Genomic DNA, 25,787 nt, shown 5'->3' with positions numbered 1-25,787 from the left:
GCTATCCGCTACATCCCGGTATTAAAGGAAAGGGACACCCATGTTTGATGATCCACTGTTTACAGTTGTACTGCTGGCAGTTCTTGCCGTGATGGTGGTGCTGATGATCGGCCTTGGCGGCTTTGCCGGCGGGGGCGCGTTCAACAAGAAGCACGGCAACCGGATGATGCGGTACCGGATCATCGCGCAGGCCATCGCGGTGATCCTGATCGTCGGGTTTGTCTGGCTAAGGGGAGGAACGGACTGATGGTTGTATTGAACAAGATCTACACGCGCACGGGCGACGGGGGCACCACCGCGCTGGGAAACGGCGACCGGGTCGCCAAACATGACCCACGGGTCGAAGCCTACGGAACCTCGGACGAACTGAACTGCTTTGTCGGCGTCGCGCGTCTGTCGGCGGAAGGGGAAACCGATGCCGCGCTGGCGCGCATCCAGAACGATCTGTTCGATCTGGGCGCGGACCTGTGCCGTCCGGACATGGCCGCCGATGCCGAAGCCGAATATCCGCCCCTGCGCATGACCCCGGATCAGGTCGACCGGCTGGAAGCCGAGATCGACGTGATGAACGCCGAACTGGAACCCCTGCGCAGCTTCATCCTGCCCGGTGGCAGCCCGCTGGCAGCCCAACTGCACGTCTGCCGGACCGTCGCCCGCCGCGCCGAACGGCTCGCCGTTTTGCTGGCAGAAGACGCGCCGATCAACGAAGCGGCGGTGAAATACCTCAACCGGCTCAGCGACTGGTTCTTTGTCGCGGGCCGGATGGCCAATGATGCAGGTAAGGATGATGTGCTTTGGGTGCCGGGGGCGAACCGGTAACCAAGCGGGCTATCACGCTTCCGGCTCCCAAAGTTCAATCGGGTTACCTTCGGGGTCGTGCAGATGGGCGAACTTGCCGATACCCGGCAGATCGTCCAGGCGCGTGCAGGCGATCCCGGCCTTCTCCAACTGTGCCAGCATCGCCTCCAGCCGGGCCACGCGAAAATTGATCATCACGGACTTTTCGGCGGTGAAATAGGTGGTATCCGCAGCAAAGGGCGCAAAGACCGTGGGGCCGCCGCTGGCCATCCAAGGTTGGCCGTCTTCTGTCGCGGGCACCATATCGATGCCCAGATGATCCAGATACCATTGCGCAAGCTTTTCCGGCGCTGCTGCGCGAAAAAAGAGGCCGCCGAATCCCAGAACTTTTTCCATTCTGCTCTCCCTCGTCGCTGAAATCTGCGTGGGGGTTGGCGCTAACACCGTGCCAGACGTGACGTTCTAACACATTTTACGGACGATTTTTCCCTGTTTCAACCGATGCGAACGCTATATCACGTCGCAAAGGAATGCTGCGCCGGGACCCCGGCCCCAATAACCAAGGAGAGTAACGCTCATGAAGGTGCTTGTACCTGTCAAACGCGTGATCGACTACAACGTGAAAGTGCGCGTCAAAGCGGACGGATCGGGTGTTGATCTTGCCAACGTGAAAATGTCGATGAACCCGTTCGACGAGATTTCAGTGGAACAGGCGATCCGCCTCAAGGAAGCCGGTCAGGCGGATGAAGTCGTCGCCGTTTCCATCGGCGTGAAGCAGGCACAGGAAACGCTGCGCACCGCACTCGCCATGGGCGCGGACCGCGCGATCCTCGTTGTGGCCACCGATGACGTGCACAATGACATCGAACCCCTGACCGTTGCCAAGATCCTCAAGGGCATCGTCGAGGAAGAGCAGCCGGGCCTCGTCCTGTGTGGCAAACAATCCATCGACAACGACATGAACGCCACCGGCCAGATGCTGTCGGCGCTGATGGGCTGGTCCCAGGCGACCTTCGCTTCCGAGGTCGAGATTTCGGGCGACAAGGCCAAGGTCACACGCGAAGTGGACGGCGGTCTGCAAACCATCGAGGTGTCCATGCCCACCGTGATCACCGTCGATCTGCGCCTGAATGAGCCGCGTTATGCGTCGCTGCCCAACATCATGAAGGCCAAGAAAAAGCCGCTGGATGAAAAGACCCCGGCAGATTACGGCGTCGACGTCGCCAACCGGCTGGAAATCGTCAAGACAACCGAACCCGCAGAGCGGGCAGCGGGCATCAAGGTCGGCTCCGTGGATGAGCTGGTCGCGAAACTCAAAGAAGCGGGGGCTGTGTAATGGCTGTTCTACTCCTTGCCGAAGTAACCGATGGTGAACTGTCAATGGACGCCACGGCAAAGGCCGTGACGGCGGCCAAATCCTTGGGCGACGTGACTGTCCTGTGCGCGGGCGGCTCTGCCGCGGCGGCGGGCGAAGCGGCGTCCAAGATCGATGGCGTGTCCAAGGTGCTGGTTGCCGAAGATGCGACACTGGGCCACCGGCTGGCGGAATCCACTGCGGCGCTGATCGTCAGCCTCGCGGATGATTACGAGCACATCGTGGCCCCGGCGACCACCGACGCCAAGAACGTGATGCCCCGCGTCGCGGCCCTGCTGGATGTGATGGTGATCTCCGACGCCTCCGGCGTGGTGGATGGCAACACCTTCGAACGTCCGATCTATGCGGGCAACGCGATCCAGACCGTGAAATCCACGGACGCCAAGAAGGTCGTGACCTTCCGTGGTGCGTCCTTTGATGCGGCCGGTACCGGTGGTTCTGCCTCCGTCGAAACCATCGGCGCGGCGGCGGATCCCGGCCTGTCCACCTGGGTCGAAGACAAGGTCGCCGAAAGCGACCGGCCGGAACTGACATCTGCGGGTGTCGTGGTTTCCGGTGGTCGCGGCGTCGGCTCCGAAGAGGACTTCGCCATGATCGAGAAACTGGCCGACAAGCTGGGGGCCGCCGTGGGTGCATCCCGTGCCGCGGTCGACAGCGGCTATGCGCCGAACGACTGGCAGGTCGGTCAGACCGGCAAGGTCGTGGCACCCGATCTTTATGTCGCCGTCGGTATCTCGGGCGCGATCCAGCACCTTGCGGGGATGAAGGACAGCAAGATCATTGTCGCCATCAACAAGGACGAAGAAGCACCGATCTTTCAGGTCGCTGATTTCGGCCTCGTGGCCGACCTGTTCGAAGCCGTTCCGGAACTGACGGAAAAGCTCTGATCCGGGCGCGGCGGACCCCGCCGCCCCAAACGATATTGCAAAGGCCCGCCCATCTGGCGGGCCTTTTTGATTTCAGCGCATGTACCTGATCACATCCGCCAGCGCTTCGGCAGCTTCCGCATGGGCAGCCGGACCCATCATTTCGCTAGCGGCAACGGATTCCATTTCACTGAACATCATGCCTTCGGTACCCTGCGCCTGCGCTGCGTCCGAAGGAACCACTTCCACGACATGGGCCGCAAGGGACGCGACCTCGTCCATCATCTCCCGCGTCACGAACAGGGGATCGCCATTGAAGCTCTGGTCGTCCAGTGTCTCCTCATGACTGCGCGGCGCGTGATCGGAGAACCAAAGCACAACCGATTTGCCAACAATCTTCTTCAGCATCAGCCGCATCCGCGCGCTCCACGCGGCCTGCAATTCGGCGCGCACCGTCGCAAACCGATCCGGAGACACCTGTGCCAGATCGGTCAGCATGTGGCGGTTGTAGTGAAAATCGGCGAAATCCACCTCCCGGTAGATTGTGCGCAGCAGATTGGCTGCGGAAACGAACCGGTCGTTCCGGCGCGGATGCACCGTGTAGAAGCGATTGGTCATGTTCTGCGCCCCCATCACCTGCAACACGGTGATCGCGCTTTTTGAAGCCGCATCGGGAACGAAGGGATCATGCGCAAAGGCGTCGATGCCCGCGTTGGGCAACCCGAAATTTGCGCAGGTCAGCCCGGTGGCTTCCTCCACCAACATGGGGAAGGGTTTGGCAATGAACTTGCCATAAGTCTCCGTACCACCGATGAAGGCCACATAGGGCGCGGACAAATCCCGCCGTGGCCCCCGAAACAGCAATCGCGACGCACCATAGCGGCACGGCAAATAGTCCAGGGCCCCAGGCCCCAATGCATCATAGGTCATTCTACCCACCTTGTTTTACTCACCCGACGCAAAGCATGCGCAAGGAGCGCTACGATTCGCTTAATGGGTGGATTTTCGACAGGTTATCGACAATTGCTGCTCTTGCAGTGATGCGCGCCGCCACCCTAGAGTGGACGCAGACTTGCAAAGGACAGCGCATGGAAATCCAGACAATCGGTATCGTGGGTGCGGGGCAGATGGGCAACGGCATTGCCCATGTCATGGCGCTTGCCGGTTACGACGTCCAACTGACCGATGTCAGCGCCGATGCCCTGCAAAAGGCGATGGAAATCGTGGAAGGCAACATGGCCCGGCAAGTCGGGCGCGGGAAGATCAGCGAAAAGGACATGAACGCGGCACTGGCGCGCATCAAGACCACCCAGACCCTGACCGATCTGGGCCAAAGCGATCTGATTATCGAAGCCGCGACTGAGCGTGAGACCGTCAAACAGGCGATCTTCGAAGACCTGCTGCCGCATCTCAAACCCACGACGATCCTGACCTCGAACACATCGTCCATCTCCATCACCCGGCTGGCCAGCCGCACAGACCGCCCGGAAAAATTCATGGGGTTCCATTTCATGAACCCGGTGCCGGTGATGCAATTGGTGGAACTGATCCGGGGTATCGCCACCGATGAACAGACATTCTCCGCCTGCAAGACGGTGGTCGACAGGCTCGGCAAAACTGCCGCCTCTGCCGAAGATTTTCCCGCCTTCATCGTCAACCGCATCCTGATGCCGATGATCAACGAAGCGGTCTATACGCTCTATGAAGGGGTCGGAAGCGTGCAATCCATCGACAGTTCGATGAAACTGGGGGCGAACCATCCGATGGGGCCACTGGAACTGGCCGATTTCATCGGGCTGGATACCTGCCTTGCAATCATGAACGTGCTGCACGACGGGCTGGCAGATACCAAATACCGTCCCTGCCCCCTGCTGACGAAATACGTCGAAGCCGGGTGGCTGGGCCGCAAGACCGAGCGCGGATTCTATGATTATCGCGGGGATGTGCCAGTGCCGACGCGCTGAACGCCAGGCGGCAGGGCACCCCCCCTGTGTCTTCCAAATGGTTCAAAAAACCCCACCGGAGGTCTGGAATTCTCTGGAGCACCAGAAGAGATTTCAACGCGCCGCGGGGGTTTTTTATACCATTTGGAAGGGGATGCGGTGCCCGGATCGGGACCCCTAGTCCTTGAGCGCCATCGTGTGGGCACGCAGCCACGCCATGAATGCGCGCGGGTCGTCCGCACGCTTGTCGATTTCCTCTTGCGGGATCGGGTGGCCGACCACGGGGGCCTGGGGCTTGTTGCAGCTGTGCACGACCTCGTGCAACAGCAGACCCTGACGCAGCATCGGGCTGACCTGGTTGGCGATCTGGTAGGCGCGGCTGTTCTGGCCGGGAAAGCGGATGGGCACCACCGTGGCGCCTGATCGGCGGATGACCTTTGCGGTGAAGACGTTCCATTCCGCTTCGATCGCCGGGCCCCACCATGTTTCGGAAGATGCAACGACACCAGACGGGAAAAGCGCCACGACGCCGCCTTGCTTGAGGTGCGACATGGCCTTTGCCCGCATCTCCACACCCTTGCGTTGGGCGTCGGGGTCATGGGGGAAGGGCACCGGGATCATGTAGCTGCCCGCGACTTCGTCGATGGACGTCAACAGCGACCGGGTCAGGATGCGGTAATCCGGGCGGACCCGACCGATCAGGTCGGCAAAGATCATGCCATCAACCATACCGTGGGGGTGATTGGCCACCACAACGACAGGGCCTTCGGCGGGAATGCGTGCCAGTTGCTCTGCCGGGGTCAGAAGGTCGATCCCCATTGTATCGAGGGCCGCGCGCCAGAAGGCCTGCCCCGACGGCGCACCGCGCCGTTCGAACTGGCGGATCATGCGCAGGATGGACAGTTTACCGGTGAACAGTTCCATCAGGCTGATCACGCGCGACTGGAACGGGTTGTCGAAGGTGGAGGCATAGGACAGGCTGCGCCGGTCATACTTGGTGAAGGTGACCTTCCCCTCGTCCGGGCTGCTGCCGGATGTGGATTTCAAACTGTGCGCGTCGTCCATCACAATGGCGTTTCCTGACTGTCTGGTCGGCTGCGGTCAGTCTTCTTCGCCGAAACGATCCCCTACCAGCGAGGTCAACGCGTCCGCAAGGGCATCCGCGTCGGGGCCGGAAGTCTGCACGTCAATAGTGCTTCCACAGCCGGCTGCCAACATCAAAAGGCCCATGATACTGTCCCCTGATGCGGACATGCCATCCTTGCTGATCTCGGCACGGGCGTCAAAGGCTTCGACCACTTCCACCAGCTTGGCGGAGGCGCGGGCGTGCAAACCTTTGATGTTCACGATTTTAAGGGAAACGTCAGTCATTGAAAAAAGGGGCCTTTTAGCTGGCACTAACATTTTGGCTGTCGATGTACTTCTTACCCGCTTCAAGTGCCGCGCGCACGGCGTCGGGCACAGGCAGGTGGCGGGATTTGGCCAGTTTGATCAACATCGGCAAATTTGCACCGTAAAGGATACGGCGATCATCAGGGCGGCACGCCAGCAGCGACAGGTTGGAAGGCGAGCCGCCGAAAAGGTCGGTAACCACCACGACCCCATCGCCTGTATCGACCGCATCGGCGACCTCGCAAATCTCGGCTTCCTTTGCGGCGCGGTCGTGATCGGCGCGGATCGCAATTGCCTGGACGCCATTCTGGGATCCCACGACATGTTCGATTGCCGCCAGATATTCCTGCGCCAATCCTCCATGTGCGACAATTACGATCCCGATCACGTGGGTGCCTCTGATTTCTGCTGGCCGTCCAGCTCGCGGTGTCTAATTGACACCTGCCAGCCCGCCTGCGCAAGGCGCAAAGCATGCGCTTGCGCCATTGTGACCGATCTGTGCTGCCCCCCGGTACATCCGAATGCGATGGAAAAATGGGATTTGCCCTCCGCGCGGCTGGCAGGCAACAGCAACTGGCACAGATCAAATACCTTGTCGGCGAAAGGCCCGTAATTCGGATCAACCTGAATGTAATCCGCCACCTTTGCGTCGCGGCCATCCAGGGGACGCAGCGCGTCTTCCCAGTACGGATTGCGCAGAAAACGGCAGTCGAAAACCATGTCTACCGATTGCGGCAGCCCGCGCTTGTAGGAAAACGATTGCACCGAAACGCTCAGGTGGTGCCGGCCGTCGGGGGCAAACCACCGCTCCACCTCCGTGCGCAGCTGATGCACGTTCAGCGCGGACGTATCGATCAGCACATCGGCGCGCGCGCGCAGCGGGCGCAGCAGGTCCTGCTCTCGGGCGACGCCGTCGGCGGGGCGATCTTCGGGCGCCATGGGATGGCGGCGCCGGGTCTCCGAATAGCGACGCAACAGCACGTCCGTGGCACAATCGAGGTAGAGAAGGTCCGCACGCGTGTCACCGCGCGCGGTCAGCTGGCCCAACAGTTCCAGCACCGCATCGGTAGAAAAATCGCGGTTGCGTGTATCAATACCCAGCGCCACGGGTCCGTCATGGCCCGGCCCCTCAAGCAACGCGGGCAGCAGGCGCAGCGGCAGGTTGTCGATGGTCTCGAACCCCGCGTCCTCCAGCACGTTCAGCGCCGAAGACCGCCCCGCGCCGGACGGTCCTGTGACCACGACGAAACGGCGCGGGCCGTCGCCGGAGGCGGAAGGGGGCAAGGACGTGCTCATGTCGGCTCAGATATACCATGCGCAAGGCAAAGCAAGATCGCGGCAGGGAAATGCGGCGCATCCACCTGTGCAAGACAGCGCAGTTCCCGGTCCAATATCCTGTGCGTGCGCGCCTGCGGCAGGCGCTGCGTTTCCGACTGCGCCAGATCAACGACAAGGGCGACAGGCGTCGGGTCTGCGCAGGGCAGCTTGAGGATGCCGATGCCGCGCGCTTCGATCATGCCCTCGATGGTTGGCGGCGCAGAGGCGATCACCTGACCGTCCTGAACAGACACGACAGTGCGATCATCGCTGACCAATGCCGCGCCCCGGCTGATCAGCTCAAGCGCAAGGGCGGATTTGCCGGACCCCGATGGCCCGAGGATCAGAATCGCACGCCCTCCCTGCGCCACCGTGGTGGCGTGAAGGGTTTGCTCGGTTTGTGACATGATGGCCCGAAAGGATCAGGTCGGCAGGCCGACGACAAAGCGCGCGCCCAGCGGCTCTGACGTGATGTCGGCTTCGGTGGGGCGGATGTTCTCTGCCCAGATCACGCCGCCATGGGCTTCGATGATCTGCTTTGAAATCGCCAGCCCCAGACCGGAGTTGTTCCCGAAATGCTCCTCCGGGCGCTGCGAATAGAAACGCTTGAAGATCTTTGACAGCGCCTGATCGGGGATGCCCGGGCCTGTGTCTTCGACGACCACCAGCACCCGGTTCTGACGCTTGCGCGCCCAGACCCGGATCGCATCGCCGTCTTCGCAAAAGGAAATGGCGTTGGTGATCAGGTTGACGAACACCTGCGCAAGACGCGCCTCCAGCCCATGCACAAGGATCGGATCAGACGGCAGATCGGTGATGAAATCGACACCCTTCTTCTTGGCGTCCTCCCCCAGATACTGGCCCAGATTGCCAACCATCGTCAGCAGGTCGAATTGCTCTTCCTCTTCCTTGACCAGTTCGGAATCAAGGCGCGAGGCGTTGGAGATATCACTGACCAGCCGGTCAAGGCGGCGCACGTCGTGGTCGATCACATCCAGTAGCTTCTGACGCTGGTCTTCGCGTTTGACCATGCGCAGCGTGCCCACCGCAGACCGCAGCGATGCCAGCGGGTTCTTGATTTCATGCGCCACGTCGGCGGCGAATTGTTCGTTGCTGTCGATCCGGTTGTAAAGCGCCGAAACCATCCCCCTGAGCGCGCCGGACAGTCGCCCGATTTCATCGGGACGCGCCGTCAGGTCAGGGATCCGGATACGGCCGGGGTTCATCTTGCGCGCGTCCTTGTCCCGCCCCAGTTCCGCGGCGGCGGCCAGATCGGCAAGCGGATTTGCGATCGTCGAGGCCAGCACAAGACTGAGGCCGATGGACACCAGTGTGGCCACCACGAACATCTGCAAGACACGTTCGCGTTCGCTGCGCACGAGCTTGTCAATCTCACCGGCGGCAGATGCGATGGCCACGACGCCCACGGCCGTATCGCCCTGCTTGATCGGGGTCATCACGGTGAACAGGGTACTACCGCTTGCATCCAGCCGATTTTCAATGAGGGTGCCCGACGCCATGCTTCCGGCGACAAGCGCCTTGAGCTGTTCTTCGATCGGGCCTGCGGGTGGGGCCGGGTTGTTGCCCGCAAAGGGCGCGGAAACCTGGTTCCAGACCCAGCTTAACCCGTCGGTCAGAATGGTGCGGCTGCCGTCATCGCCCGCGCCCGACCCGGCAGCAGCACCGTCACCCTTGGACCGCGCGATGAGCGTTGTGTCAGACCCGTAGACAAACACATCGACACCGCTGCGCAATACAAGGTTGTCGAGGGTGGCTGCCGGGTTCAGATCGGGTGTACCGGCAAGATCAACGGGCGCCCCTTTGGGCAACTGCGCCTCGATCACATCCGCGATCAGTTCCGCTTCGGATACCAGCGCCGCCGCGCGCTGCACCGCAAGCGAATCCCGCGAGGAGTTGAGATAAAGAATGCCCGCAACCAGAACGTTCAGGGCAATCAGGTTGAAGGTGATGATCTTGCGGGTCAGTGGCGAGGCACGCAGCGAAAACAGGCCGCGCCGTTCCCGGCGTGCCCGCATTTCGTCGGGGCCCGTGCTTTCCGGGGCGACCCAATCGTCGCCCAGGACAACGTCCCCTTCGCGTGTCGTGGTGCTCAAATCCCGCACGACGTCCCTTCCACTCACCCGTAAAAGCGGTACTTATTCTTCGTTATATCTGTACCCGATGCCGTAGAGTGTCTCAATCGCGGAGAACTCATCATCTGCGGTCCGCATCTTCTTGCGCAGGCGTTTGATGTGGCTGTCGATGGTGCGATCATCGACGTAGACCTGATCGTCATAGGCCACGTCCATCAACTGATCGCGGGACTTCACGAAGCCGGGGCGCTGTGCCAGCGCCTGCAACAGCAGGAATTCGGTCACGGTCAGCGACACGTCCTTGCCCTTCCAGGCCACCGCATGACGCAGCGGGTCCATCCGCAGGAAACCGCGTTCCATCACCTTGGTCTCTTCGGTGTCGCCTACTTCACCGCTGTCCACGGCATCCTGACGGCGCAATAGCGCGCGGATGCGTTCGACCAACAGGCGCTGGCTGAACGGTTTTTTGACGTAATCATCGGCGCCCATACGCAGGCCAAGAACCTCGTCAATCTCGTCATCCTTGGAGGTCAGGAAAATCACCGGCATCGCGGTCTTCTGGCGCAGCCGCTGCAGCAGGTCCATCCCGTCCATGCGTGGCATCTTGATATCCAGAACGGCCATGTCCGGCAGGTTCTTGTTGAACGCATCAAGTGCGGCTTGACCATCGTTGTAAGTTTCGACTTCGAACCCTTCGGCTTCGAGCGTCATGGAGACGGACGTCAGAATATTCCTGTCATCATCTACCAATGCAATCTTTGACATTGCCTGTTTCCTTCTGCTGCTCAATTCTAGGTTTTTTGCGTCATTGATCACTATTACAAGCCACCGAATCAATCGCTAACTGCGAATCAGAGCTTTATATGCAGGCATTTAGGCCACAATTTGGTTAGGGATGGCTAAATTGCCGCACTTTTGTCGTAACCTGCATGCCAATCCAAATCCCGCGCCGGCGCAGATTTGGCCGGGCCGGCACCAATCTGCGCAATGATGGCGCTAACTGAGACAACCTGCCTGTTCATCTCGCAAATCCTCGTGTTAAGAGGCGCAAGAACCGCCGAAAGCGCCGCTCGAAGATGCAGGACCGGCACGATCGCGCAGGCACATGTGCGCTTTGAGGAGACACCGCATGACATCTGGACGGGTTAACCCGCAGTTCACCCTTGAAGATCAGCAGATCACCGGCCTGGGCAACGTCCACTACAACCTGATCGAACCCGCCCTGATCGAGATCGCCTTGCGGCGCCAGGAAGGCACACTGGGCAAGGGCGGCACCTTCCTTGTCACCACCGGGAAATTCACCGGCAGATCCCCCAAAGACAAGCATGTCGTGAAAAGCGACAGCGTCGCCGACACGATCTGGTGGGACAACAACGCCGCGATGTCGCCCGAGGGGTTCGATGCCCTTTACGATGACATGATCGCCCACATGCAAGGCGGCGAATACTTTGTGCAGGACCTTGTCGGCGGTGCGGACCCCCGCCACGCCATCAATGTGCGCATGGTGACTGAAATGGCATGGCACGGCCTGTTCATCCGCCACATGCTGCGCCGTCCCGAACGCGCCGAACTGGATGACTTCATCGCGGATTACACCGTGATCAACTGTCCCAGCTTCAAGGCAGACCCCAAAAAGCACAATTGCCGCTCCGATACGGTCATCGCGATGAACTTCGACCGCAAGATGATCCTGATCGGCGGCACCGAATACGCGGGCGAGAACAAGAAGTCCGTGTTCACCCTGTTGAACTACCTGCTGCCTGAAAAGGGCATCATGCCGATGCATTGTTCGGCCAACCACGCGCACAACAACCCCGTCGACACGGCCGTGTTTTTTGGCCTGTCGGGTACGGGCAAGACGACGCTCTCTGCCGATCCCGCCCGCACGCTGATCGGGGACGACGAACACGGCTGGTCCGATAACGGCACCTTCAACTTCGAAGGCGGGTGCTATGCCAAGACCATCAACCTGAGCGAGGAGGCCGAACCGGAGATCTTTGCGACCACCAAAAAATTCGGCACCGTGATCGAAAACATGGTCTTCGATCCGGAGACCAAGGAGCTGGATTTCGACGATTCATCGCTGACCGCCAACATGCGCTGCGCCTATCCGCTGGAATACATCTCCAACGCGTCGGCCAAGGCGGTGGGGGGGCATCCCAAGAACATCATCATGCTGACCTGCGATGCCTTCGGTGTCCTGCCGCCCATCGCGCGGCTGACACCCGCGCAGGCGATGTACCACTTTCTGTCTGGCTTCACGTCCAAGGTGGCCGGCACCGAACGCGGCGTGACGGAACCCGAACCCACGTTCTCAACCTGCTTCGGTGCGCCTTTCATGCCGCGCCGTCCCGAAGTCTACGGCAACCTTTTGCGTGAAAAGATCGCACAGCACGGCGCAACCTGCTGGCTGGTGAACACAGGCTGGACCGGGGGCGCTTATGGCACCGGATCGCGGATGCCGATCAAGGCCACCCGCGCCCTGCTGACGGCGGCACTGGAAGGGGACCTGGCGGATGTGCAGTACCGCAAGGATCCCAACTTCGGCTTTGACGTGCCCGTCGCTGTCGAAGGCGTGCCGGATATCCTGCTTGACCCGCGTCGGACCTGGGACAAACCCGAAAGCTATGACCGTCAGGCGGTGAAACTGGTCGGCATGTTCTCCGACAACTTCGCGCAGTATCTGCCGTTCATCGACGACGACGTGAAAGCTGCCGCAATAAGCTGAACCGGATCATCCCAACGAAAAGGCCGCCCCATCCAGGGCGGCCTTTTTCGTGTCAGGCGGCAAGCGCCTTAAGCGGCTTGCGTCACCAGTTCTTCAACCGGGATATCCAGCAGGAACCGCGCATCTTCCTGGCTGAGCCACGTCAGAAACGCTTCAATCGGTTTGTCCCGCCCTGCGATGGCCCATTTCAAGGCGCCTGGTTCATTATGCATGTACCCCATACGCTCCGCGAAACCCTTGAACGCCACCGTGCGCAACATGAAGCCGTAGATGAAGTCGGGATCCCAGCGGCGCAGCACTTCCAGCAGGCCCGTGCGGGCCAGAACCGTCGAAAGGCCAACCCCGCGATAGCGTCCTTCTTCCGGCGCCATCCAGACTTCACCATGGTAAACGACGTTGCCCTTGATCCCGTGCGCACCCGGTGTCGCGCGGAACCGTGACTGAGACAGCTGCACGCCCGGGATCGGCGGTGGAAAATCGCGGAAGTTGCGCAGCAGATGCCCCGCAAGCGATTTCCCGCCGAGAGGCACTTTTTTGGCCGCTTGGGTGTGAATCAGCTCACCTTTTTCATTCCGGCCAATCAACCAGAATGCGTTGTTTTTTCGAAATTCGTGCAACTCATAGTTGAAGGGCGCGCCCAGATTCTGCACTTTCCGTTCTTTACGAATAATCTCACTATAGTGCTCAAAATTACTGCCTATGGTGATTTCAATGCCGTGAGACCGCAAAATATTGCGGCTAGATGCGATGAACGGCGTCGCATCTTGCGGAAATTGAATCGTCATTGAGCAGTCTCCTTGGCCTTATCCCCATTTAAGGTTAGTACAAATGCCAGAGAAACACCCGCTTTTTACATGATTTTGATACAATTTTGCCAAAAACTTGAGATTGTGTCGAATCTGCAATTTCTATTTATGCTCGAACAGCGCCATTTCAGGGGTGAAATCCGGCATTTCCATCGGCAGCAATCCTTCCATCCCTGAAATATCCAGCCCAGCGATATTCAGCTGCCCCACAGGCTGCACCAGCGACATCACCGCCGGCGAGCCGTCCGGAAAAAATCCGTTCAGGATCAGCCGCTGGTAGGCGACGGGCGAAAGCTTTTCCGACGGCCGTCGCGGCATCCGGGTAAAGACATGATCCAACCGCGCCATCTGCTTGGCCTCGGCTTCATCGAAAGCCTGGTAGATCAGGTAAGAAAACTCTTCCCCCGCCGGCATCTGGCTGATCGGTCGTCCGATGCTTGAACGGGCGAAATCCAATCCGAACCAGTTGACATATACAGACTTTTCCCCGAATTCAACGCAGATCCAACCGACCTCGGATCGGCGATAGATGATCAGATAGGGACGCACATGGCGGAAGGTGTCGGCCTCGATCTCTCCTGACGAAATCGCCCATGCCCGCAAGGTTTCCCGCAGCAAAAGCGATGGGTCTTTCCAGATACTGCCCAAGGGCTGTTGCTGTTGATAAAAGTCCCAGTCCCCCACATGGGCGCGCAGCTTTTGCAGATGCCCGAACGTACTGGTCTGCCCGCGCAGCCAGGTGATCCCCCGCGCCAGGATATCCTTGGCATCGGGCAGAACGCTCTCGCCCATCTCGGTCAGATGATAGCGGCGGTCGTCCACGGTAAACAGCGGCCCGCCCATGGCCGTCTCCAGCGATGCGATGTGGCGCCGCACCGTTTGCCGCGTGCTGTTGAGGTCCTTGACAGCGTGGCTGAGGTTCAAGGTTGAGGCCAGCGTCACGAAGGATCGGATCATCTCGAAAAGCAGGGCTGGCGGTGGTTGATCCTGCGCAGTACCGGAATCCTGCGCCGTGTCTGTGTCTGTAACGTTCGTCATAGGGTTGTATGGTGCATGGATCACCCATTGTTGCAACGCAAATCATACGTCACCTGTACATGTTCTACTCAAAATAGAAAAAATCTATGCAATTGAACCGGACCGCGAACATGGCGAAAACAAGGCATGTTCAACCAGAGGCTTAATGATCAAATGTCCCACCCCGTCGATGTACACGTAGGAAAACGCTTAAAACAGATTCGCACGCTGCGCAGGCTTTCGCAGACGGACGTCGCGCGGAAACTGGAACTGTCGTTCCAGCAGATCCAGAAGTACGAGGTCGGCTCCAACCGTGTTGCCGCCAGCCGTCTTTTCGAATTGTCGCAAATCCTTGATGTTCCGCCCGCCTATTTCTTTGAAGGGCTGCACGATAACGCAAACGCGGCCCCCAGCGAAGATCCGGGGATGGACATCGTCAACGCGCTGGCCGCGATTCAGGATGAAGCGATCAAATCCCGCATCAAAACTTTCATCGAGGACGTCTCGGGACTGACTGTCGCCAAACGCGGCTGACACGGCACAAGGGATCGGCGCTTCCGGGCGACCGATCCCGCTCCTACACCAGCGCCCGCCGGATCAGGTTCGCCCCGGCCAGCAGCAAAACGATCAGCGTCGCGCGGCGGAACGCCGTCTGATCAATCCGGTCCGACACCTGCCCCCCGACCCACATTCCCAGTAACGCGGGCACAACCATCACAACGGAAAAGGGCAGCGTTTCAGCGCGCAGCACACCAGAGCCGACATGCGCTCCCAAAAGTGCAACCGACCCCGCACCATAAATCACGCCCTGCACCCGCATCTGGTCCGCCTTCGGCGTATCGCGCGCGGTCAGATAGGTCACCGTGGGGGGCCCCCAGACCCCCATGAAGCCGCCCGTCACGCCCGCAAAGGCACCCACCAGCGCTTCTGCCACCCGGTTGTCCGGCCGCACCCGCAGGCGCACACCGCTCAACTGAAGCAGAACGAACAGCACCACCGGGACCCCGATCAACAACAGCATCCCGCGCTCCGGCACCACGCGCACCAGTTGCGCCGAAATCACCAGCGTGACGCCGCCAACCAGCAGGAACAGGCGGAACAGGCGCACCGTCTCCAGGGCCGCCGCCGCGCCCTGCCGTAAGGACTGGATGGTATTGCCGATCAGCGTCGGCACGATCAGCCCGGCCAGCGCAAGCTCCGGGGACAGAAACAATGTCAGACCCGAAATCATCACAAGCGGTTGGGCAAAACCCACCACGCCTTTCACGAATCCGGCGAAAGCCGCAATTGCAAAGGCGCAGACCATCGTAAAAGGTGTTAGAAAGGGGAAAAGCGCCTCCATGGCTCTACATACCATCCCCCGGATGCGGTGCACGGCCAAAATGGCCGCGCAACTATCGAACAAATTGACGCATCCAAACGTATCTTTATTGTGCTGCACCTGCGAAGGCGCTATCAGCGGCAAAGCTTTAAAAGGATGATCAACATGGCACACGACGGTCAGGATATGACGATGATGGATGCTCCGGTCCTGCTGGACGATCTGCTGGCCCTCACGGGCGCTGCGGTAAAGCCGGTGGAAACCATACTGGAAAAGGCGAAAGCCGCCGTGCGCCAGACCGTCAGCACCGGCGACCGGGTGTCCAATGAACTGGTCGAAGCCAACCAGACCGCCGCCCATGGCCTTGCCTGGCTCGCCACCTACGCCGAATCGCTGCGCCAGATGCAGAAGTGGGCCGAAGCGCTGCAAGCGTCGGGCAAATTCGGCGAGATGGAGCAGTTGATCCACCAGATCGCCTTCGGCGAATACCTCTGGCAGATTTACGGCGGCATTCAGATGAACCAGGGCGAAGTGCTGCGCCTGCAGGACCTCGGCCTCAGCCAGGACGACAGCCGCGCGCTGATGGATCCCGCGATCATGACCCTGACCCAGGGCGGCAACACACAAGCCGCCCGCACGCGTCTGGTTGAGCTGATGCAGGAGCAATCCGCAAACGCCACCTTCGGTGCCTCCGGTCTGGACGAAGAGCTTGAAATGATCCGGGACCAATTCCGCCGCTATGCCGCCGAAAAAGTCGAACCCTTTGCCCACGAATGGCACCTCAAGGATGAACTGATCCCGATGGAAGTGATCGAGGAACTCGCCGAAATGGGTGTCTTCGGTCTGACCATCCCCGAAGAATACGGCGGTTTCGGCCTCTCCAAGGCGTCCATGTGCGTCGTGTCCGAAGAACTCTCGCGCGGCTACATCGGTGTCGGCTCCCTCGGCACCCGGTCAGAGATTGCCGCCGAACTGATCATCGCGGGCGGCACTGAGGAACAAAAGCAGAAATGGCTGCCCCAGATCGCCAGTGCCGAAACCCTGCCCACAGCTGTCTTTACCGAACCCAACACCGGTTCCGACCTCGGCTCCCTGCGCACCCGCGCGGTCAAGGACGAGGGTGGCGACTACAGGATCACCGGCAACAAGACGTGGATCACCCATGCGTCCCGCACACAGGTCATGACCCTGCTGGCCCGCACCGATCCTGACACCTCCGACTACAAGGGCCTGTCGATGTTCCTCGCCGAAAAGACCCCCGGCGATTGCGAAAATCCCTTCCCCACCGAAGGCATGTCCGGGGGCGAGATCGAAGTGCTCGGCTACCGCGGCATGAAGGAATACGAACTGGCCTTCGACAACTTCCATGTGAAGGGCGAAAACCTGCTGGGTGGTGAAGAAGGCAAAGGCTTCAAACAGCTGATGGAGACCTTCGAATCCGCCCGCATCCAGACCGCCGCGCGCGCCATCGGCGTGGCGCAATCCGCGCTCGACATCTCCATGCAGTACGCGATCGACCGTAAGCAGTTCGGCAAATCGCTGATCAACTTCCCCCGCGTCTCCTCCAAGCTCGCCATGATGGCGGTTGAGATCATGGTCGCCCGTCAGCTGACCTATTTCTCCGCGTTCGAGAAGGACGAAGGCCGCCGCTGCGATGTTGAGGCCGGCATGGCCAAACTGCTCGGTGCCCGCGTCGCATGGGCGGCTGCGGACAACGGGTTGCAAATCCACGGCGGTAACGGTTTCGCGCTGGAATACAAGATCAGCCGGGTGCTCTGTGACGCGCGGATCCTGAACATCTTCGAAGGCGCGGCTGAAATTCAGGCACAAGTCATCGCCCGCCGCCTTTTGGGCTAGAACTTATCGGGCAAGGGGCGTCACATCTCCTTGCCCTGCCCCCTGCCGCTGCTTATCTACCGGGGCATGGCAACATCCCGACTCACCAAGGCGGATTGGCTCCACGCAGGCTTTGACGCGCTCAAGGCCAAGGGTCCGCATGCGCTGGCGGCGGAACCACTGGCGCGCCGGATGGGCACGACCAAGGGATCGTTTTACTGGCATTACAAGGACGTCCCCGCCTATCACGCCGCCCTGCTGGCCAAGTGGCGCACCGATGCGCTGGAACATGTGGTGGATCTGCTCAACGCCACCGGCCCCGCAGACCAGCAATTGCGCGATTTTGGCCAGTCGGTCCTTGGTGATGAGGTCGAAGCCAGCCTGCGCATCTGGGCGCAGACCAATTCACATGTCGCCGACATTCTGGCCGAAGTCGATATGGAACGGCTGGGGTATCTGGTACACTTGCTGCGCAAGATGGGCCTGCGGAACGAAAACTTCGCCCGCGCCCTGCAAGCCACACTGATCGGCCTGCCACAATACGCGCCCGATGCCGCCGACGTGCAGGCGGATGCCTTTGACACGCTGGTCGATACCGTTCTGGCGTTGAACTGACACCTCCGTGGGCGTCATTGTCTTCATCGTCGTGATGGGCATGGCCTTCCAGAACCAGGATCAAACCGTGCGCGCCTACGGCGCCGATGATCACATCTGGCAGGTCACCGAACTGCGCGGCGCGCCCTTCCCGGCCCGCGCCACCCTGCAGTTTCCGCGCATCGGCCAGATCACCGGCACCGGCCCCTGCAACACTTACCAGACCGGGATGCACACCCCCTACCCCTGGTTCGGCGTCGACGGGATCATCTCGACCAAACGCGCCTGTCCCGATCTCGCCCTTGAGGCCGCCTTCTTCGCCGCGCTGCAAGAAGCCTCCCTTTCAGAAGTCGGACCAGACACCCTCACCCTGTCCAACGAAGCGGGCGACGTGCTGCTGGTTTTCAAACACGCCGATTGAACGCCTCCACGAACCGCGCCCGCGCCTCCGGCAGCGGCGTGTTCCCCAGATCACGCGCCAGATGCTGTTCCAGAAAATACCCCGTAGTGCGAAACGCCTGCGCCACCTCCGCATCCGCCCCGTCGCCCTCGCCCCGCAACACCGGCGGCAGGGGCAACAGCCGGTCCGCCCATTCCCCGGCGGCCGCCTCCGACACCGCGCGCCCCGTCTTGGGCGAGACATAGATCAACCCTTCCCGCACCCCGCTTACCGCGCAAACATCCAGCGTCAGTCCATAACCCATCTCTTCCAACAGGCTCACTTCCCACCGCAGATAGGCCAGCGGCCAGACCTCCCCCTGCCCCAACAGGTCCAGCAACATCTCGGTGCGCTTATAAAGCCCGCCATGCGGCTCCCGCTCCGGCAGGCAAAAGGACAACAGCGCCGTGACCGCATTCAGCCCCGCCAACGCCAAACGGTCCCCCATCGCCGCCGCTGCCCGGCTGCGCACGGGCTCAACGGTGAAACTGCCCAGATGATCCTCCAGCCGTGCGCGCCAGACGACATCCAACTGCGCACCGGGCTGAAGATGGGGTGCGATCTTGCGACTGGTCCCGCCGCGCACCACACCCATGTGCCGCCCCTGCTCCGGCGTGAACATCTCGATGATGGCCGATGTTTCTCCATGGCGGCGCGTGCTCAGCAATATCCCCTGATCGCGCCACTCCATCACTCCAACCCCGGTGCGTCCAGCAGATGCCGCCCCGCGCGGTCCTCCACCTCAATCACCCAAAGGTCCGGATCGAACCCGCGCTGCCGGGTGATCACCTCATCGACGTCGCGCTCCGCGCCAGCGGCCAGTTCCATCCACTTCTGCGCACCCGTTTCCAGATCAAAGGACCGCTGAAAAACCGCCGCCTGCCCATCCAGCGTCGCCAGCTTCACCAGAACCGCCCCCCCGGTATCATCCCCATGCGCCACCACGAACGCCGGAATGTTCTGCAACCCCAGCCGCGCCAAATAGGCATCCACCCAAAAACGCGCCGTCAGCCTTGGCAAAACCACCCCCCTCTTCCAAATGGTTCAAAAAACCTCCCCGAAGGGCCGATCTGCCCAATGCGCCCCCGCTCAGCAATCAAGCGTCACCCGTTCCCATCCTTGAAATCCAACCCCATCTCGGAATACCGCTCGGAGTCCTCCAACCAGTTCGGCCGCACCTTCACCTGCAGGAACAAATGCACCTTGCGGCCCAGGAATTCCTCCAGCTCCATCCTTGACGCCTTGCTGACCGATTTGATCGTCTCGCCCTTGTGGCCCAGCACGATCCCCTTGTGCCCATCCCGCATCACATAGATCAGCTGGTCAATCCGCGCCGATCCATCGGGCCGCTCCTCCCAGTTCTCCGTCTCCACCGTCAACTGATAAGGCAACTCCTGATGCAGCCGCAGCGTCAGCTTCTCCCGCGTCATCTCTGCGGCGATCATCCGCATCGGCAGGTCCGCAATCTGGTCCTCTGGGTACAACCACGGCCCCTCCGGCAACTCTCCCGCCAGCCATGTCCGCAGCACATCCACACCATGCCCGCGCTCGGCCGAAATCATGAAGGTCTCCGCGAAATCGTACCGCTCATTCAGATCCTTGGTCAGCCCCAGCAGCACGGGTGCCTCCACCCGGTCAATCTTGTTGATGGCCAGCGCCACGGTGCGTCCCTTGCCGATGTCGCCCAGACCCTCAAGGATACGCTCCACCCCTTCGGTCACACCGCGATGCGCCTCCACCATCAGCACCACAATATCCGCATCCGCCGCCCCGCCCCAGGCGGCAGCGACCATCGCGCGGTCCAACCGACGACGCGGCTGAAACAGCCCCGGCGTATCCACGAACACGATCTGCGCCTCACCCTCCATCGCCACCCCGCGAATGCGCGCGCGGGTGGTCTGAACCTTGTGCGTCACAATCGACACCTTCGCGCCGACCATGCGGTTCAACAGCGTGGATTTGCCCGCGTTGGGCTCTCCGATCAGGGCGACAAAACCGGCGCGTGTGGGCATAGCCCCTCTCCTATTCCAATCCAAAGCGGTTTTCTGACAACTAGCGCTTACAGGGATGGCTGTGGATATACCACCCGCCAAGGTGATCGCCATAGTTTCGCCCATGTGTTCACTAAAGTTAGATTGTTATGTTCAGAAAGATCTATCGATTCCTATTCGGCACGCGACCTCCGCCGCCCAAACGCTCGTACTTACCGGAAAGATCAAGCGGTAAAGCGCGGCTCGGCGGTGCTGTTATCCACCCTAATCCCAGCTCACTCAAGGCCAAGCATACCGCAACTCAAAAACGTTTCGCTGGCAACAAGGTCCTGAAGGGCAAGTGCCATGTCATCGACGGCGATACGATCGTTATCAACAAGACGCACATACGCATCGCGGGCATCGATGCACCAGAACTGGATCACCCGTTTGGAATCAAATCCAAATGGGCCGTGATCCACATGTGTAAGGGCAAGGTCATCACCGCAAAAATCTGTGATGAGATGTCCTACAACCGTGTCGTAGGCGTTTGCTATCTGCCCGACGGAAGAGATATTGCAGCAGAACTGGTCAAACAGGGCTTGGCGGTGGATTGGCCAAAATATTCAGGCGGGCGATATAGCCACCTGGAACCGCCTGATACGCGCAAGAAACTCTGGCGCGCTGCTGCCCGCCAAAAGGGGTATTTCAAGCCTGACTGAGGAGCAACTTCTAGGATTTCTCCAATTCGGCCAGCAAACTGGCGGCGGCAGCCTGTTCGGCGCGGCGTTTCGACGGCGCGGTGGCCTGCGCCTCTGCCCCATTCTCCAACTGTGCGGCAATGGTAAAGACCGGTGCATGGTCCGGCCCGCTGCGGCTGACCTCGACGTAGGCGGGTGGCGGCAGTTTGCGCGCTTGCGCCCATTCCTGCAACGCCGTCTTGGCATCACGGGCATCTTCGTCCACCGCCTGTGTCCGATCCCCCCACAACCGCAACACGAGGCGCTTGGCCGCCTCGAACCCGCCGTCCAGATAGACGGCGGCAATCACCGCCTCGATCCCATCACCCAAAAGCGCCTGCTTGCGCCGCCCGCCCGAGATCATCTCCGACCGGCCCAGTTTCAGCACCTTGCCCAGATCCACTTCCCGCGCCACATCCGCGCAGGTCTCCTTGCGGACCAACGCGTTGAACCGGGGCGCCAACTGCCCTTCGGTGGCCTTCGGGTCCAGCGCCAGCAGCGCTTCGGCCATCACCAGCCCCAGCACCCGGTCACCCAGGAACTCCAGCCGCTGATTGTCATCCCGATTGGCCGAGGACATCGACGCATGGGTCACCGCGCGCACCAAAAGCGCAGGATCGGCAAAGGCGTGGCCGATCCGGGCCTCGAAATCGCGCAGATCCCCGCTCAGCTTCATTGCACCGCTTTGAAGAACCGGTCGCCGCGCCAGGTCCAGAAGAACAGCATCGACCGACCCGCTGAACTGAACATGATCCGGTCGGCGCGGCCGATCAGGTTTTCATACGGCACGAAACCCACACCGTTGGCCGCCGCAGGCACCCGACTGTCGAGCGAATTGTCCCGGTTGTCCCCGATAAAGAAATAATGCCCCTCCGGCACGGTATAGACGCCGGTGTCATCCACCCGTTGCGGCCCGATGTTCAGGATCGTGTGCTGCACATCATTGGGCAGGGTTTCGATCTGGCGTTCCTTGATACACATCCCGCCATCCCCGACCGCGCCGTTGGCACAACGCGGGCGGATGCGCTGCGGGCCCTGTGGCTCCATCACTTCCTCGAACGTTCCCGCGTCCTCGACCTCGACCGGGCGACCATTGAGGTTCAGCACACCGGCCTTCATCTGCACCCGGTCACCGGGCAGGCCCACCAGCCGCTTGATATAATCCCGCCCCGAAACCGGGTGACGGAAAACCACCACATCCCCCCGCTCGGGCTCGCCCCCGAACAGTCGCGTGTTGTCCCCATCAAAGAAGCCGCAAATGTCCTTGGCGTCCACGTCGATGCCGAACCGCTGCAGCCGCAGGCTGGGACAGGACGCATAGGAATAGCCGTAGGCCACCTTGTTCACGAACAGGAAATCGCCGATCAGAAGCGTCTCCTTCATCGACCCTGACGGGATCCAGAAGGGCTGAAAGAAAATGGTCCGGAAAACCCCTGCAATCAGCAGGGCATAGACGATTGTCTTGATCGTTTCGACAAAGGCGTTGCCGCTCTTTTCGGTCTCGGCCATGCGGCAAAATCCTCGTACTCGGTTCTCCAAGGGTACATGCGGGCGGGGGGCTGCACTGTCAAGGCAAGTGCGGGGCGCTGGGCGCGTTCACGTCACGGGGACGCGCCTCGATCAGGACAAAGGCCTGCGCCCAGGGGTGATCGTCCGTCAGTGTGACGTGAATGATCGCCTCGTGCCCCGGCGGCGTCATCTTGGCCAGCCGTTCGGCGGCCCATCCCGTCACCTCCATCACCGGCTGTCCTGTGTGCAGGTTGCTGACCGCCATGTCCCGCCACGCGATCCCCATCCGCAACCCCGTGCCCAGCGCCTTGGAACAGGCCTCCTTCGCGGCCCAGCGTTTGGCATAGGTGCCCGCGACATCGCGACGGCGCTCCGCCTTGGCCTGCTCGACGGGGGTGAAGACCCGATTGCGAAACCGGTCCCCGAACCGGTCCAAAGTCCCTTGAATGCGCTCAATGTTCGCCAGATCGGTGCCGATGCCGAGGATCACATCGGACCTTTCAGCGTTTTTGCCGCGTCCCGCGCCGCGTGTGACACGGCGACAATCTCTACCGCTTGATGCGATCCACGATAATAAATCACATGTGGGCCAACCACAAAACTTCGCAAGTCCGGCCCAATCTCCGGGCGGGCTTGCCCCATGCCGGGATGTTCAGCCAACAGCGCAAACCGCTCATCAAGTGCAACCAGAAGGCTTGCCATCTGATCTGCGCCCCAGGTTCTCAGGGAATAGTCAGCGATGTCATCAAGGTCTGCGCTTGCACGGGACGAAACACGAAAACCCCTGCTCACGTGCGCGCTTTGGCGCGCGCGATCACGTCCTGAATGTCGAAGTCATCCACAAACCGCCCCGCATCCGCATCCCGGATGCCCTCCTGCACATGCGCCCGAAGGGCTGCCAGCTTGTCGCGCTCGATCTCCATATGCCGCAGCGCCTCGCGCACCACCTCACTGGCAGAGCCATAACGCCCTTCGGCCACCTGCTCCTTGATGAACTTGTCCCAATGCTCTCCCAGACTGAAACTTGTGGTTGCCATCTCGATACTCCTGCGCATTATTCATATTGAATATACCGCAGCGAGCGTCCCGATCAACCCTTGCCCCAGCGCGCCGCGGTATCGCGGTAAAGGTGTTGCACCATGTCGTCGTGCACCCCGCCCGCATAGTCGAACGCACCGCCGCAGGCCGCGTGAAACTGCGGCAGCGTCAAATCCGGGAAACGAAACATCTCCGCGTCGATGTCCTCCTGCCGTGCACCAAAGATCACACGGGTAATCCCCGCCCAGCGCATTGCCGCCAGACACATCTCACAGGGCTGGCATGATGACACCAGCGTACAATCGGACAGATCACGTTTGCCAAGGGCTGCCGCAGCCTTCGCCATGGTCACAATCTCGGCATGATGCGATGGGTCCTCGTCCTGCGCGGCGGTATTGCGCCCCCGCACCAGCTCTTTCCCGTCCAGCAAGATGGCAGCGGTAAAGGCTGGTGCCGCCTCCGCCCGGTCAATCTCCACCGCCCAGACGTTGATACTGGCGATCACTTCACGCTCAAGATCAGTCGGCGCGACAGTATCCGTCACCCCCGCGCCTCATCCATCAACCGCCGCATCTCGGCCATGGCGGGCTGCAACCCGCGAAAGATCGCCTCGCCGATCAGGAAGTGCCCGATGTTCAATTCGCGGGCTTCGGGGAAGGCCGCGACCGGCTGCACGGTTTCATAGGTCAGCCCGTGACCCACATGCACTTCAAGCCCCAGATCATGGGCATAGGTCGACATCTGCCGCAAGGCTTCCAACTCCCGATCGCGGTCGTCAAACCGACCCTCATGATGGGCGTCACAATAGGCACCTGAATGCAGTTCGATCACCTCCGCCCCGATCCGGTGCGCGGCGTCAACCTGGCGCTTGTCGGCGGCGATGAAGATCGACACCCGGCACCCCGCGTCCCGCAGCGGCGCGATGAAATGCGCCAGCTTGTTCTCCTCTCGCGCCACTTCCAACCCGCCTTCGGTCGTGCGTTCCTCGCGCTTTTCGGGCACGATGCACACCGCATGGGGCTTGTGACGCAGGGCAATCGCCTGCATTTCATCGGTGGCGGCCATCTCGAAGTTGAGCGGCACACTCAGCATGTTCATCAGCCCTTCGATGTCCGCGTCAGAAATGTGGCGGCGGTCTTCGCGCAGGTGCGCGGTGATGCCGTCGGCACCCGATTCCTCGGCGATCCGCGCGGCGCGCAAGGGGTCCGGCGTGTCACCGCCGCGCGCATTGCGCACGGTGGCCACGTGATCGATGTTCACACCCAGCCGCAGTTTTTCCTGTGTCGTCATGGCGTCCCTTCCCCGGATCCCTTGGCCTTGCGTTTCACTTCCGCCTTGGCCGCGGCCTTCTGCTTGAGTTCTTCGAATTTCGCTTTCAGCATCCCGCGCCTGCGCTTCTGATAGGCGTAAAGCAGCGGAACCATCAGGTAGTAACAGACCGTCGCGCAGATGATACCGGGCAAAATGCCGCCGATCAGATAAGGGTACAAAACCTCGTGACCGAAGACGGAAAGGCCCGCCCAATCCATCTTCGCATCCGTGAAGATCGCAATCAGGTTGTGCCACAGGTCAGATCCCGCATCCACGAATTTGCCACCCAGCGACCGATGCACCCCTTCGTCCATCTTGCTGCCCAGGATGAAATGCCCGGTCTGCAGCGAAACGACCCCAATCGGCACATAGGTCAGCGGGTTGCCGAAAAAGGTGCCCATCAACGCCGCCAGCAGGTTCCCCTTCATCGCCCGCGCCAACAGAAAGGCGATGACAAAGTGCAGACCGTAAAAGGGGGTGAAGGCAGTAAAGACACCGGCCCAGATGCCGCGCGCAATCCGGTCAGGGCTGTCCGGCAGGCGCTTCATCCGGTATTTGACATAGTGAAACGCGCGCGTCCAACCGCCGCGGGGCCACAGGAATTCGGCCACCGCGCGCAAGGCGGGTTTCGGATCGCGACGCTTGAAAATCAAAGCAGGCTTCCACTGTCTGTCGAAATATCTGACCCTTGCAT

At 60.9% G+C, this 25,787-nt stretch carries 34 protein-coding genes; 11 read left to right on the top strand and 23 right to left on the bottom strand.

The features are described 5' to 3' along the window. The first annotated feature begins 40 nt into the window (after nt 1-40). Together AB4X18_RS11080 and AB4X18_RS11075 are read left to right on the top strand one after the other, a co-directional pair. Complete coding sequence (locus AB4X18_RS11080) at nt 41-247, top strand: twin transmembrane helix small protein (protein ID WP_370400137.1); 207 nt, start codon at nt 41-43, stop codon at nt 245-247. Beyond that, entirely contained in the window at nt 247-819 is a 573-nt protein-coding gene (locus tag AB4X18_RS11075; RefSeq protein ID WP_370400136.1) for a cob(I)yrinic acid a,c-diamide adenosyltransferase, read from the top strand. The genes AB4X18_RS11080 and AB4X18_RS11075 overlap by 1 nt, the downstream gene beginning before the upstream one ends. Nucleotides 820-831: 12 nt before the next feature. Here the strand turns inward: AB4X18_RS11075 and AB4X18_RS11070 are convergent, their stop codons facing one another. Continuing rightward, nucleotides 832-1,194 (bottom strand): VOC family protein, encoded by a 363-nt coding sequence (locus AB4X18_RS11070; RefSeq protein WP_370400135.1) that lies wholly within the window; start codon nt 1,192-1,194, stop codon nt 832-834. A gap of 181 nt (nt 1,195-1,375) precedes the next feature. Here AB4X18_RS11070 and AB4X18_RS11065 point away from each other — a divergent pair, with 181 nt between their 5' ends. Further along, nucleotides 1,376-2,134 (top strand): electron transfer flavoprotein subunit beta/FixA family protein, encoded by a 759-nt coding sequence (locus AB4X18_RS11065; RefSeq protein WP_370400134.1) that lies wholly within the window; start codon nt 1,376-1,378, stop codon nt 2,132-2,134. Continuing rightward, nucleotides 2,134-3,060 (top strand): electron transfer flavoprotein subunit alpha/FixB family protein, encoded by a 927-nt coding sequence (locus AB4X18_RS11060; RefSeq protein WP_370400133.1) that lies wholly within the window; start codon nt 2,134-2,136, stop codon nt 3,058-3,060. Before AB4X18_RS11065 ends, AB4X18_RS11060 begins: the two co-directional genes overlap by 1 nt. A gap of 72 nt (nt 3,061-3,132) precedes the next feature. Here the strand turns inward: AB4X18_RS11060 and AB4X18_RS11055 are convergent, their stop codons facing one another. After that, on the bottom strand, nt 3,133-3,969 hold the full coding sequence (locus AB4X18_RS11055; protein WP_370400132.1) for a DUF6473 family protein: 837 nt from the start codon (nt 3,967-3,969) through the stop codon (nt 3,133-3,135). A 158-nt stretch (nt 3,970-4,127) separates the two neighbouring features. On the opposite strand from AB4X18_RS11055, the gene AB4X18_RS11050 reads away from it, so the two are divergent. Next, entirely contained in the window at nt 4,128-5,003 is an 876-nt protein-coding gene (locus AB4X18_RS11050; protein ID WP_370400131.1) for a 3-hydroxybutyryl-CoA dehydrogenase, read from the top strand. Between the two features lie 156 nt (nt 5,004-5,159). Here the strand turns inward: AB4X18_RS11050 and AB4X18_RS11045 are convergent, their stop codons facing one another. From AB4X18_RS11045 to AB4X18_RS11015, 7 genes are read right to left on the bottom strand one after another with little or no spacing between them, the layout of a single operon-like run. Then, nucleotides 5,160-6,047, bottom strand: a complete 888-nt coding sequence (locus tag AB4X18_RS11045; RefSeq protein ID WP_370400130.1) for a lysophospholipid acyltransferase family protein — start codon at nt 6,045-6,047, stop codon at nt 5,160-5,162. A gap of 36 nt (nt 6,048-6,083) precedes the next feature. After that, nucleotides 6,084-6,353: an HPr family phosphocarrier protein gene (locus AB4X18_RS11040; protein WP_432816594.1), complete on the bottom strand. Its 270-nt coding sequence runs from the start codon at nt 6,351-6,353 to the stop codon at nt 6,084-6,086. A gap of 16 nt (nt 6,354-6,369) precedes the next feature. Then, nucleotides 6,370-6,762, bottom strand: coding sequence for a PTS sugar transporter subunit IIA (locus AB4X18_RS11035; RefSeq protein WP_370400128.1), 393 nt, complete (start codon nt 6,760-6,762; stop codon nt 6,370-6,372). Then, nucleotides 6,759-7,670: an RNase adapter RapZ gene (gene rapZ, locus AB4X18_RS11030; RefSeq protein WP_432816593.1), complete on the bottom strand. Its 912-nt coding sequence runs from the start codon at nt 7,668-7,670 to the stop codon at nt 6,759-6,761. Before rapZ ends, AB4X18_RS11035 begins: the two co-directional genes overlap by 4 nt. Then, nucleotides 7,667-8,098, bottom strand: coding sequence for an HPr kinase/phosphorylase (locus AB4X18_RS11025; RefSeq protein WP_370400126.1), 432 nt, complete (start codon nt 8,096-8,098; stop codon nt 7,667-7,669). Before AB4X18_RS11025 ends, rapZ begins: the two co-directional genes overlap by 4 nt. 15 nt (nt 8,099-8,113) lie before the next feature. Further along, the gene (locus tag AB4X18_RS11020; RefSeq protein WP_370400125.1) at nt 8,114-9,814 is read right to left on the bottom strand and encodes a sensor N-terminal transmembrane domain-containing protein; all 1,701 of its coding nucleotides are present in this window, start codon (nt 9,812-9,814) and stop codon (nt 8,114-8,116) included. A 33-nt stretch (nt 9,815-9,847) separates the two neighbouring features. Continuing rightward, on the bottom strand, nt 9,848-10,549 hold the full coding sequence (locus tag AB4X18_RS11015) for a response regulator transcription factor (RefSeq protein WP_299876269.1): 702 nt from the start codon (nt 10,547-10,549) through the stop codon (nt 9,848-9,850). A 364-nt stretch (nt 10,550-10,913) separates the two neighbouring features. On the opposite strand from AB4X18_RS11015, the gene AB4X18_RS11010 reads away from it, so the two are divergent. Beyond that, entirely contained in the window at nt 10,914-12,512 is a 1,599-nt protein-coding gene (locus tag AB4X18_RS11010) for a phosphoenolpyruvate carboxykinase (protein WP_432816592.1), read from the top strand. A 68-nt stretch (nt 12,513-12,580) separates the two neighbouring features. Here AB4X18_RS11010 and AB4X18_RS11005 read toward each other — a convergent pair whose 3' ends face one another. Both AB4X18_RS11005 and AB4X18_RS11000 read right to left on the bottom strand, forming a co-directional pair. Next, a complete protein-coding gene (locus AB4X18_RS11005) occupies nt 12,581-13,297 on the bottom strand; it encodes a hypothetical protein (protein ID WP_370400124.1) in 717 nt (238 codons plus the stop codon). 123 nt (nt 13,298-13,420) lie between these two features. Next, nucleotides 13,421-14,356, bottom strand: a complete 936-nt coding sequence (locus tag AB4X18_RS11000) for a helix-turn-helix domain-containing protein (RefSeq protein WP_432816591.1) — start codon at nt 14,354-14,356, stop codon at nt 13,421-13,423. Nucleotides 14,357-14,509: 153 nt separating this feature from the next. Here AB4X18_RS11000 and AB4X18_RS10995 point away from each other — a divergent pair, with 153 nt between their 5' ends. Then, nucleotides 14,510-14,869, top strand: a complete 360-nt coding sequence (locus AB4X18_RS10995) for a helix-turn-helix domain-containing protein (protein WP_432817399.1) — start codon at nt 14,510-14,512, stop codon at nt 14,867-14,869. Nucleotides 14,870-14,912: 43 nt separating this feature from the next. Here AB4X18_RS10995 and AB4X18_RS10990 read toward each other — a convergent pair whose 3' ends face one another. Beyond that, nucleotides 14,913-15,677: a sulfite exporter TauE/SafE family protein gene (locus tag AB4X18_RS10990; protein WP_370400120.1), complete on the bottom strand. Its 765-nt coding sequence runs from the start codon at nt 15,675-15,677 to the stop codon at nt 14,913-14,915. Between the two features lie 144 nt (nt 15,678-15,821). Between AB4X18_RS10990 and AB4X18_RS10985 the strand changes: the two genes are divergently transcribed. From AB4X18_RS10985 to AB4X18_RS10975, 3 genes are all read left to right on the top strand, one after another. Continuing rightward, nucleotides 15,822-17,513, top strand: a complete 1,692-nt coding sequence (locus AB4X18_RS10985; RefSeq protein ID WP_370400119.1) for an acyl-CoA dehydrogenase family protein — start codon at nt 15,822-15,824, stop codon at nt 17,511-17,513. Between the two features lie 66 nt (nt 17,514-17,579). Beyond that, entirely contained in the window at nt 17,580-18,107 is a 528-nt protein-coding gene (locus AB4X18_RS10980; RefSeq protein WP_370400118.1) for a TetR/AcrR family transcriptional regulator, read from the top strand. A 7-nt stretch (nt 18,108-18,114) separates the two neighbouring features. After that, nucleotides 18,115-18,507: an META domain-containing protein gene (locus AB4X18_RS10975; protein WP_370400117.1), complete on the top strand. Its 393-nt coding sequence runs from the start codon at nt 18,115-18,117 to the stop codon at nt 18,505-18,507. Here the strand turns inward: AB4X18_RS10975 and recO are convergent. The 3 genes from recO to era all read right to left on the bottom strand — a co-directional run bounded on the left by recO (nt 18,491) and on the right by era (nt 20,537). Continuing rightward, nucleotides 18,491-19,216, bottom strand: a complete 726-nt coding sequence (gene recO / locus AB4X18_RS10970; RefSeq protein WP_370400116.1) for a DNA repair protein RecO — start codon at nt 19,214-19,216, stop codon at nt 18,491-18,493. The two genes, AB4X18_RS10975 and recO, sit on opposite strands and share 17 nt — an antisense overlap. Then, entirely contained in the window at nt 19,216-19,545 is a 330-nt protein-coding gene (locus AB4X18_RS10965) for a DUF1491 family protein (protein WP_370400115.1), read from the bottom strand. Before AB4X18_RS10965 ends, recO begins: the two co-directional genes overlap by 1 nt. Nucleotides 19,546-19,628: 83 nt before the next feature. Continuing rightward, nucleotides 19,629-20,537 (bottom strand): GTPase Era, encoded by a 909-nt coding sequence (gene era, locus AB4X18_RS10960; RefSeq protein ID WP_370400114.1) that lies wholly within the window; start codon nt 20,535-20,537, stop codon nt 19,629-19,631. A gap of 128 nt (nt 20,538-20,665) precedes the next feature. Here era and AB4X18_RS10955 point away from each other — a divergent pair, with 128 nt between their 5' ends. After that, complete coding sequence (locus AB4X18_RS10955) at nt 20,666-21,217, top strand: thermonuclease family protein (RefSeq protein ID WP_370400113.1); 552 nt, start codon at nt 20,666-20,668, stop codon at nt 21,215-21,217. A 10-nt stretch (nt 21,218-21,227) separates the two neighbouring features. On the opposite strand, the gene rnc is transcribed toward AB4X18_RS10955, so the two are convergent. Genes rnc through AB4X18_RS10915 form a run of 8 tightly spaced genes read right to left on the bottom strand, consistent with a single transcriptional unit; the run spans nt 21,228 to nt 25,746 of the window. Beyond that, the gene (gene rnc, locus AB4X18_RS10950) at nt 21,228-21,911 is read right to left on the bottom strand and encodes a ribonuclease III (RefSeq protein ID WP_370400112.1); all 684 of its coding nucleotides are present in this window, start codon (nt 21,909-21,911) and stop codon (nt 21,228-21,230) included. Further along, nucleotides 21,908-22,744 carry a signal peptidase I gene (lepB, locus tag AB4X18_RS10945; RefSeq protein ID WP_432817398.1) on the bottom strand — a complete coding sequence of 279 codons (837 nt, stop codon included), beginning with the start codon at nt 22,742-22,744 and terminating at the stop codon, nt 21,908-21,910. Before lepB ends, rnc begins: the two co-directional genes overlap by 4 nt. A 58-nt stretch (nt 22,745-22,802) precedes the next feature. Beyond that, the gene (acpS, locus tag AB4X18_RS10940) at nt 22,803-23,234 is read right to left on the bottom strand and encodes a holo-ACP synthase (protein ID WP_432817397.1); all 432 of its coding nucleotides are present in this window, start codon (nt 23,232-23,234) and stop codon (nt 22,803-22,805) included. After that, entirely contained in the window at nt 23,231-23,536 is a 306-nt protein-coding gene (locus AB4X18_RS10935; RefSeq protein ID WP_370400109.1) for a type II toxin-antitoxin system RelE/ParE family toxin, read from the bottom strand. Before AB4X18_RS10935 ends, acpS begins: the two co-directional genes overlap by 4 nt. After that, nucleotides 23,533-23,781: a type II toxin-antitoxin system ParD family antitoxin gene (locus tag AB4X18_RS10930; RefSeq protein ID WP_370400108.1), complete on the bottom strand. Its 249-nt coding sequence runs from the start codon at nt 23,779-23,781 to the stop codon at nt 23,533-23,535. The genes AB4X18_RS10935 and AB4X18_RS10930 overlap by 4 nt, the downstream gene beginning before the upstream one ends. A gap of 53 nt (nt 23,782-23,834) precedes the next feature. After that, a complete protein-coding gene (locus AB4X18_RS10925; protein ID WP_370400107.1) occupies nt 23,835-24,326 on the bottom strand; it encodes a nucleoside deaminase in 492 nt (163 codons plus the stop codon). After that, on the bottom strand, nt 24,323-25,072 hold the full coding sequence (locus AB4X18_RS10920) for a pyridoxine 5'-phosphate synthase (RefSeq protein WP_370400106.1): 750 nt from the start codon (nt 25,070-25,072) through the stop codon (nt 24,323-24,325). The genes AB4X18_RS10925 and AB4X18_RS10920 overlap by 4 nt, the downstream gene beginning before the upstream one ends. Then, nucleotides 25,069-25,746: a DUF2062 domain-containing protein gene (locus tag AB4X18_RS10915; protein WP_370400105.1), complete on the bottom strand. Its 678-nt coding sequence runs from the start codon at nt 25,744-25,746 to the stop codon at nt 25,069-25,071. Before AB4X18_RS10915 ends, AB4X18_RS10920 begins: the two co-directional genes overlap by 4 nt. Between the last annotated feature and the right edge of the window lie 41 nt (nt 25,747-25,787).

Origin of the sequence: Sulfitobacter rhodophyticola (assembly GCF_041281685.2) — a bacterium.
GTDB lineage: Bacteria > Pseudomonadota > Alphaproteobacteria > Rhodobacterales > Rhodobacteraceae > Sulfitobacter.
This window is presented reverse-complemented; position numbering and strand designations above follow the sequence as displayed.

Excerpts from the sequence above, each read along its gene's own strand:
- AB4X18_RS11080 (WP_370400137.1), top strand. The coding sequence starts at position 41 with ATGTTTGATGATCCACTGTTTACAGTTGTACTGCTGGCAGTTCTTGCC.
- AB4X18_RS11075 (WP_370400136.1), top strand. The coding sequence starts at position 247 with ATGGTTGTATTGAACAAGATCTACACGCGCACGGGCGACGGGGGCACC.
- AB4X18_RS11070 (WP_370400135.1), bottom strand. The coding sequence starts at position 1,194 with ATGGAAAAAGTTCTGGGATTCGGCGGCCTCTTTTTTCGCGCAGCAGCG.
- AB4X18_RS11065 (WP_370400134.1), top strand. The coding sequence starts at position 1,376 with ATGAAGGTGCTTGTACCTGTCAAACGCGTGATCGACTACAACGTGAAA.
- AB4X18_RS11060 (WP_370400133.1), top strand. The coding sequence starts at position 2,134 with ATGGCTGTTCTACTCCTTGCCGAAGTAACCGATGGTGAACTGTCAATG.
- AB4X18_RS11055 (WP_370400132.1), bottom strand. The coding sequence starts at position 3,969 with ATGACCTATGATGCATTGGGGCCTGGGGCCCTGGACTATTTGCCGTGC.
- AB4X18_RS11050 (WP_370400131.1), top strand. The coding sequence starts at position 4,128 with ATGGAAATCCAGACAATCGGTATCGTGGGTGCGGGGCAGATGGGCAAC.
- AB4X18_RS11045 (WP_370400130.1), bottom strand. The coding sequence starts at position 6,047 with ATGGACGACGCGCACAGTTTGAAATCCACATCCGGCAGCAGCCCGGAC.
- AB4X18_RS11040 (WP_432816594.1), bottom strand. The coding sequence starts at position 6,353 with ATGACTGACGTTTCCCTTAAAATCGTGAACATCAAAGGTTTGCACGCC.
- rapZ (WP_432816593.1), bottom strand. The coding sequence starts at position 7,670 with ATGAGCACGTCCTTGCCCCCTTCCGCCTCCGGCGACGGCCCGCGCCGT.
- AB4X18_RS11025 (WP_370400126.1), bottom strand. The coding sequence starts at position 8,098 with ATGTCACAAACCGAGCAAACCCTTCACGCCACCACGGTGGCGCAGGGA.
- AB4X18_RS11015 (WP_299876269.1), bottom strand. The coding sequence starts at position 10,549 with ATGTCAAAGATTGCATTGGTAGATGATGACAGGAATATTCTGACGTCC.
- AB4X18_RS11010 (WP_432816592.1), top strand. The coding sequence starts at position 10,914 with ATGACATCTGGACGGGTTAACCCGCAGTTCACCCTTGAAGATCAGCAG.
- AB4X18_RS11005 (WP_370400124.1), bottom strand. The coding sequence starts at position 13,297 with ATGACGATTCAATTTCCGCAAGATGCGACGCCGTTCATCGCATCTAGC.
- AB4X18_RS11000 (WP_432816591.1), bottom strand. The coding sequence starts at position 14,356 with ATGACGAACGTTACAGACACAGACACGGCGCAGGATTCCGGTACTGCG.
- AB4X18_RS10995 (WP_432817399.1), top strand. The coding sequence starts at position 14,510 with ATGTCCCACCCCGTCGATGTACACGTAGGAAAACGCTTAAAACAGATT.
- AB4X18_RS10990 (WP_370400120.1), bottom strand. The coding sequence starts at position 15,677 with ATGGAGGCGCTTTTCCCCTTTCTAACACCTTTTACGATGGTCTGCGCC.
- AB4X18_RS10985 (WP_370400119.1), top strand. The coding sequence starts at position 15,822 with ATGGCACACGACGGTCAGGATATGACGATGATGGATGCTCCGGTCCTG.
- AB4X18_RS10980 (WP_370400118.1), top strand. The coding sequence starts at position 17,580 with ATGGCAACATCCCGACTCACCAAGGCGGATTGGCTCCACGCAGGCTTT.
- recO (WP_370400116.1), bottom strand. The coding sequence starts at position 19,216 with ATGGAGTGGCGCGATCAGGGGATATTGCTGAGCACGCGCCGCCATGGA.
- era (WP_370400114.1), bottom strand. The coding sequence starts at position 20,537 with ATGCCCACACGCGCCGGTTTTGTCGCCCTGATCGGAGAGCCCAACGCG.
- AB4X18_RS10955 (WP_370400113.1), top strand. The coding sequence starts at position 20,666 with ATGTTCAGAAAGATCTATCGATTCCTATTCGGCACGCGACCTCCGCCG.
- rnc (WP_370400112.1), bottom strand. The coding sequence starts at position 21,911 with ATGAAGCTGAGCGGGGATCTGCGCGATTTCGAGGCCCGGATCGGCCAC.
- lepB (WP_432817398.1), bottom strand. The coding sequence starts at position 22,744 with ATGGCCGAGACCGAAAAGAGCGGCAACGCCTTTGTCGAAACGATCAAG.
- AB4X18_RS10930 (WP_370400108.1), bottom strand. The coding sequence starts at position 23,781 with ATGGCAACCACAAGTTTCAGTCTGGGAGAGCATTGGGACAAGTTCATC.
- AB4X18_RS10920 (WP_370400106.1), bottom strand. The coding sequence starts at position 25,072 with ATGACGACACAGGAAAAACTGCGGCTGGGTGTGAACATCGATCACGTG.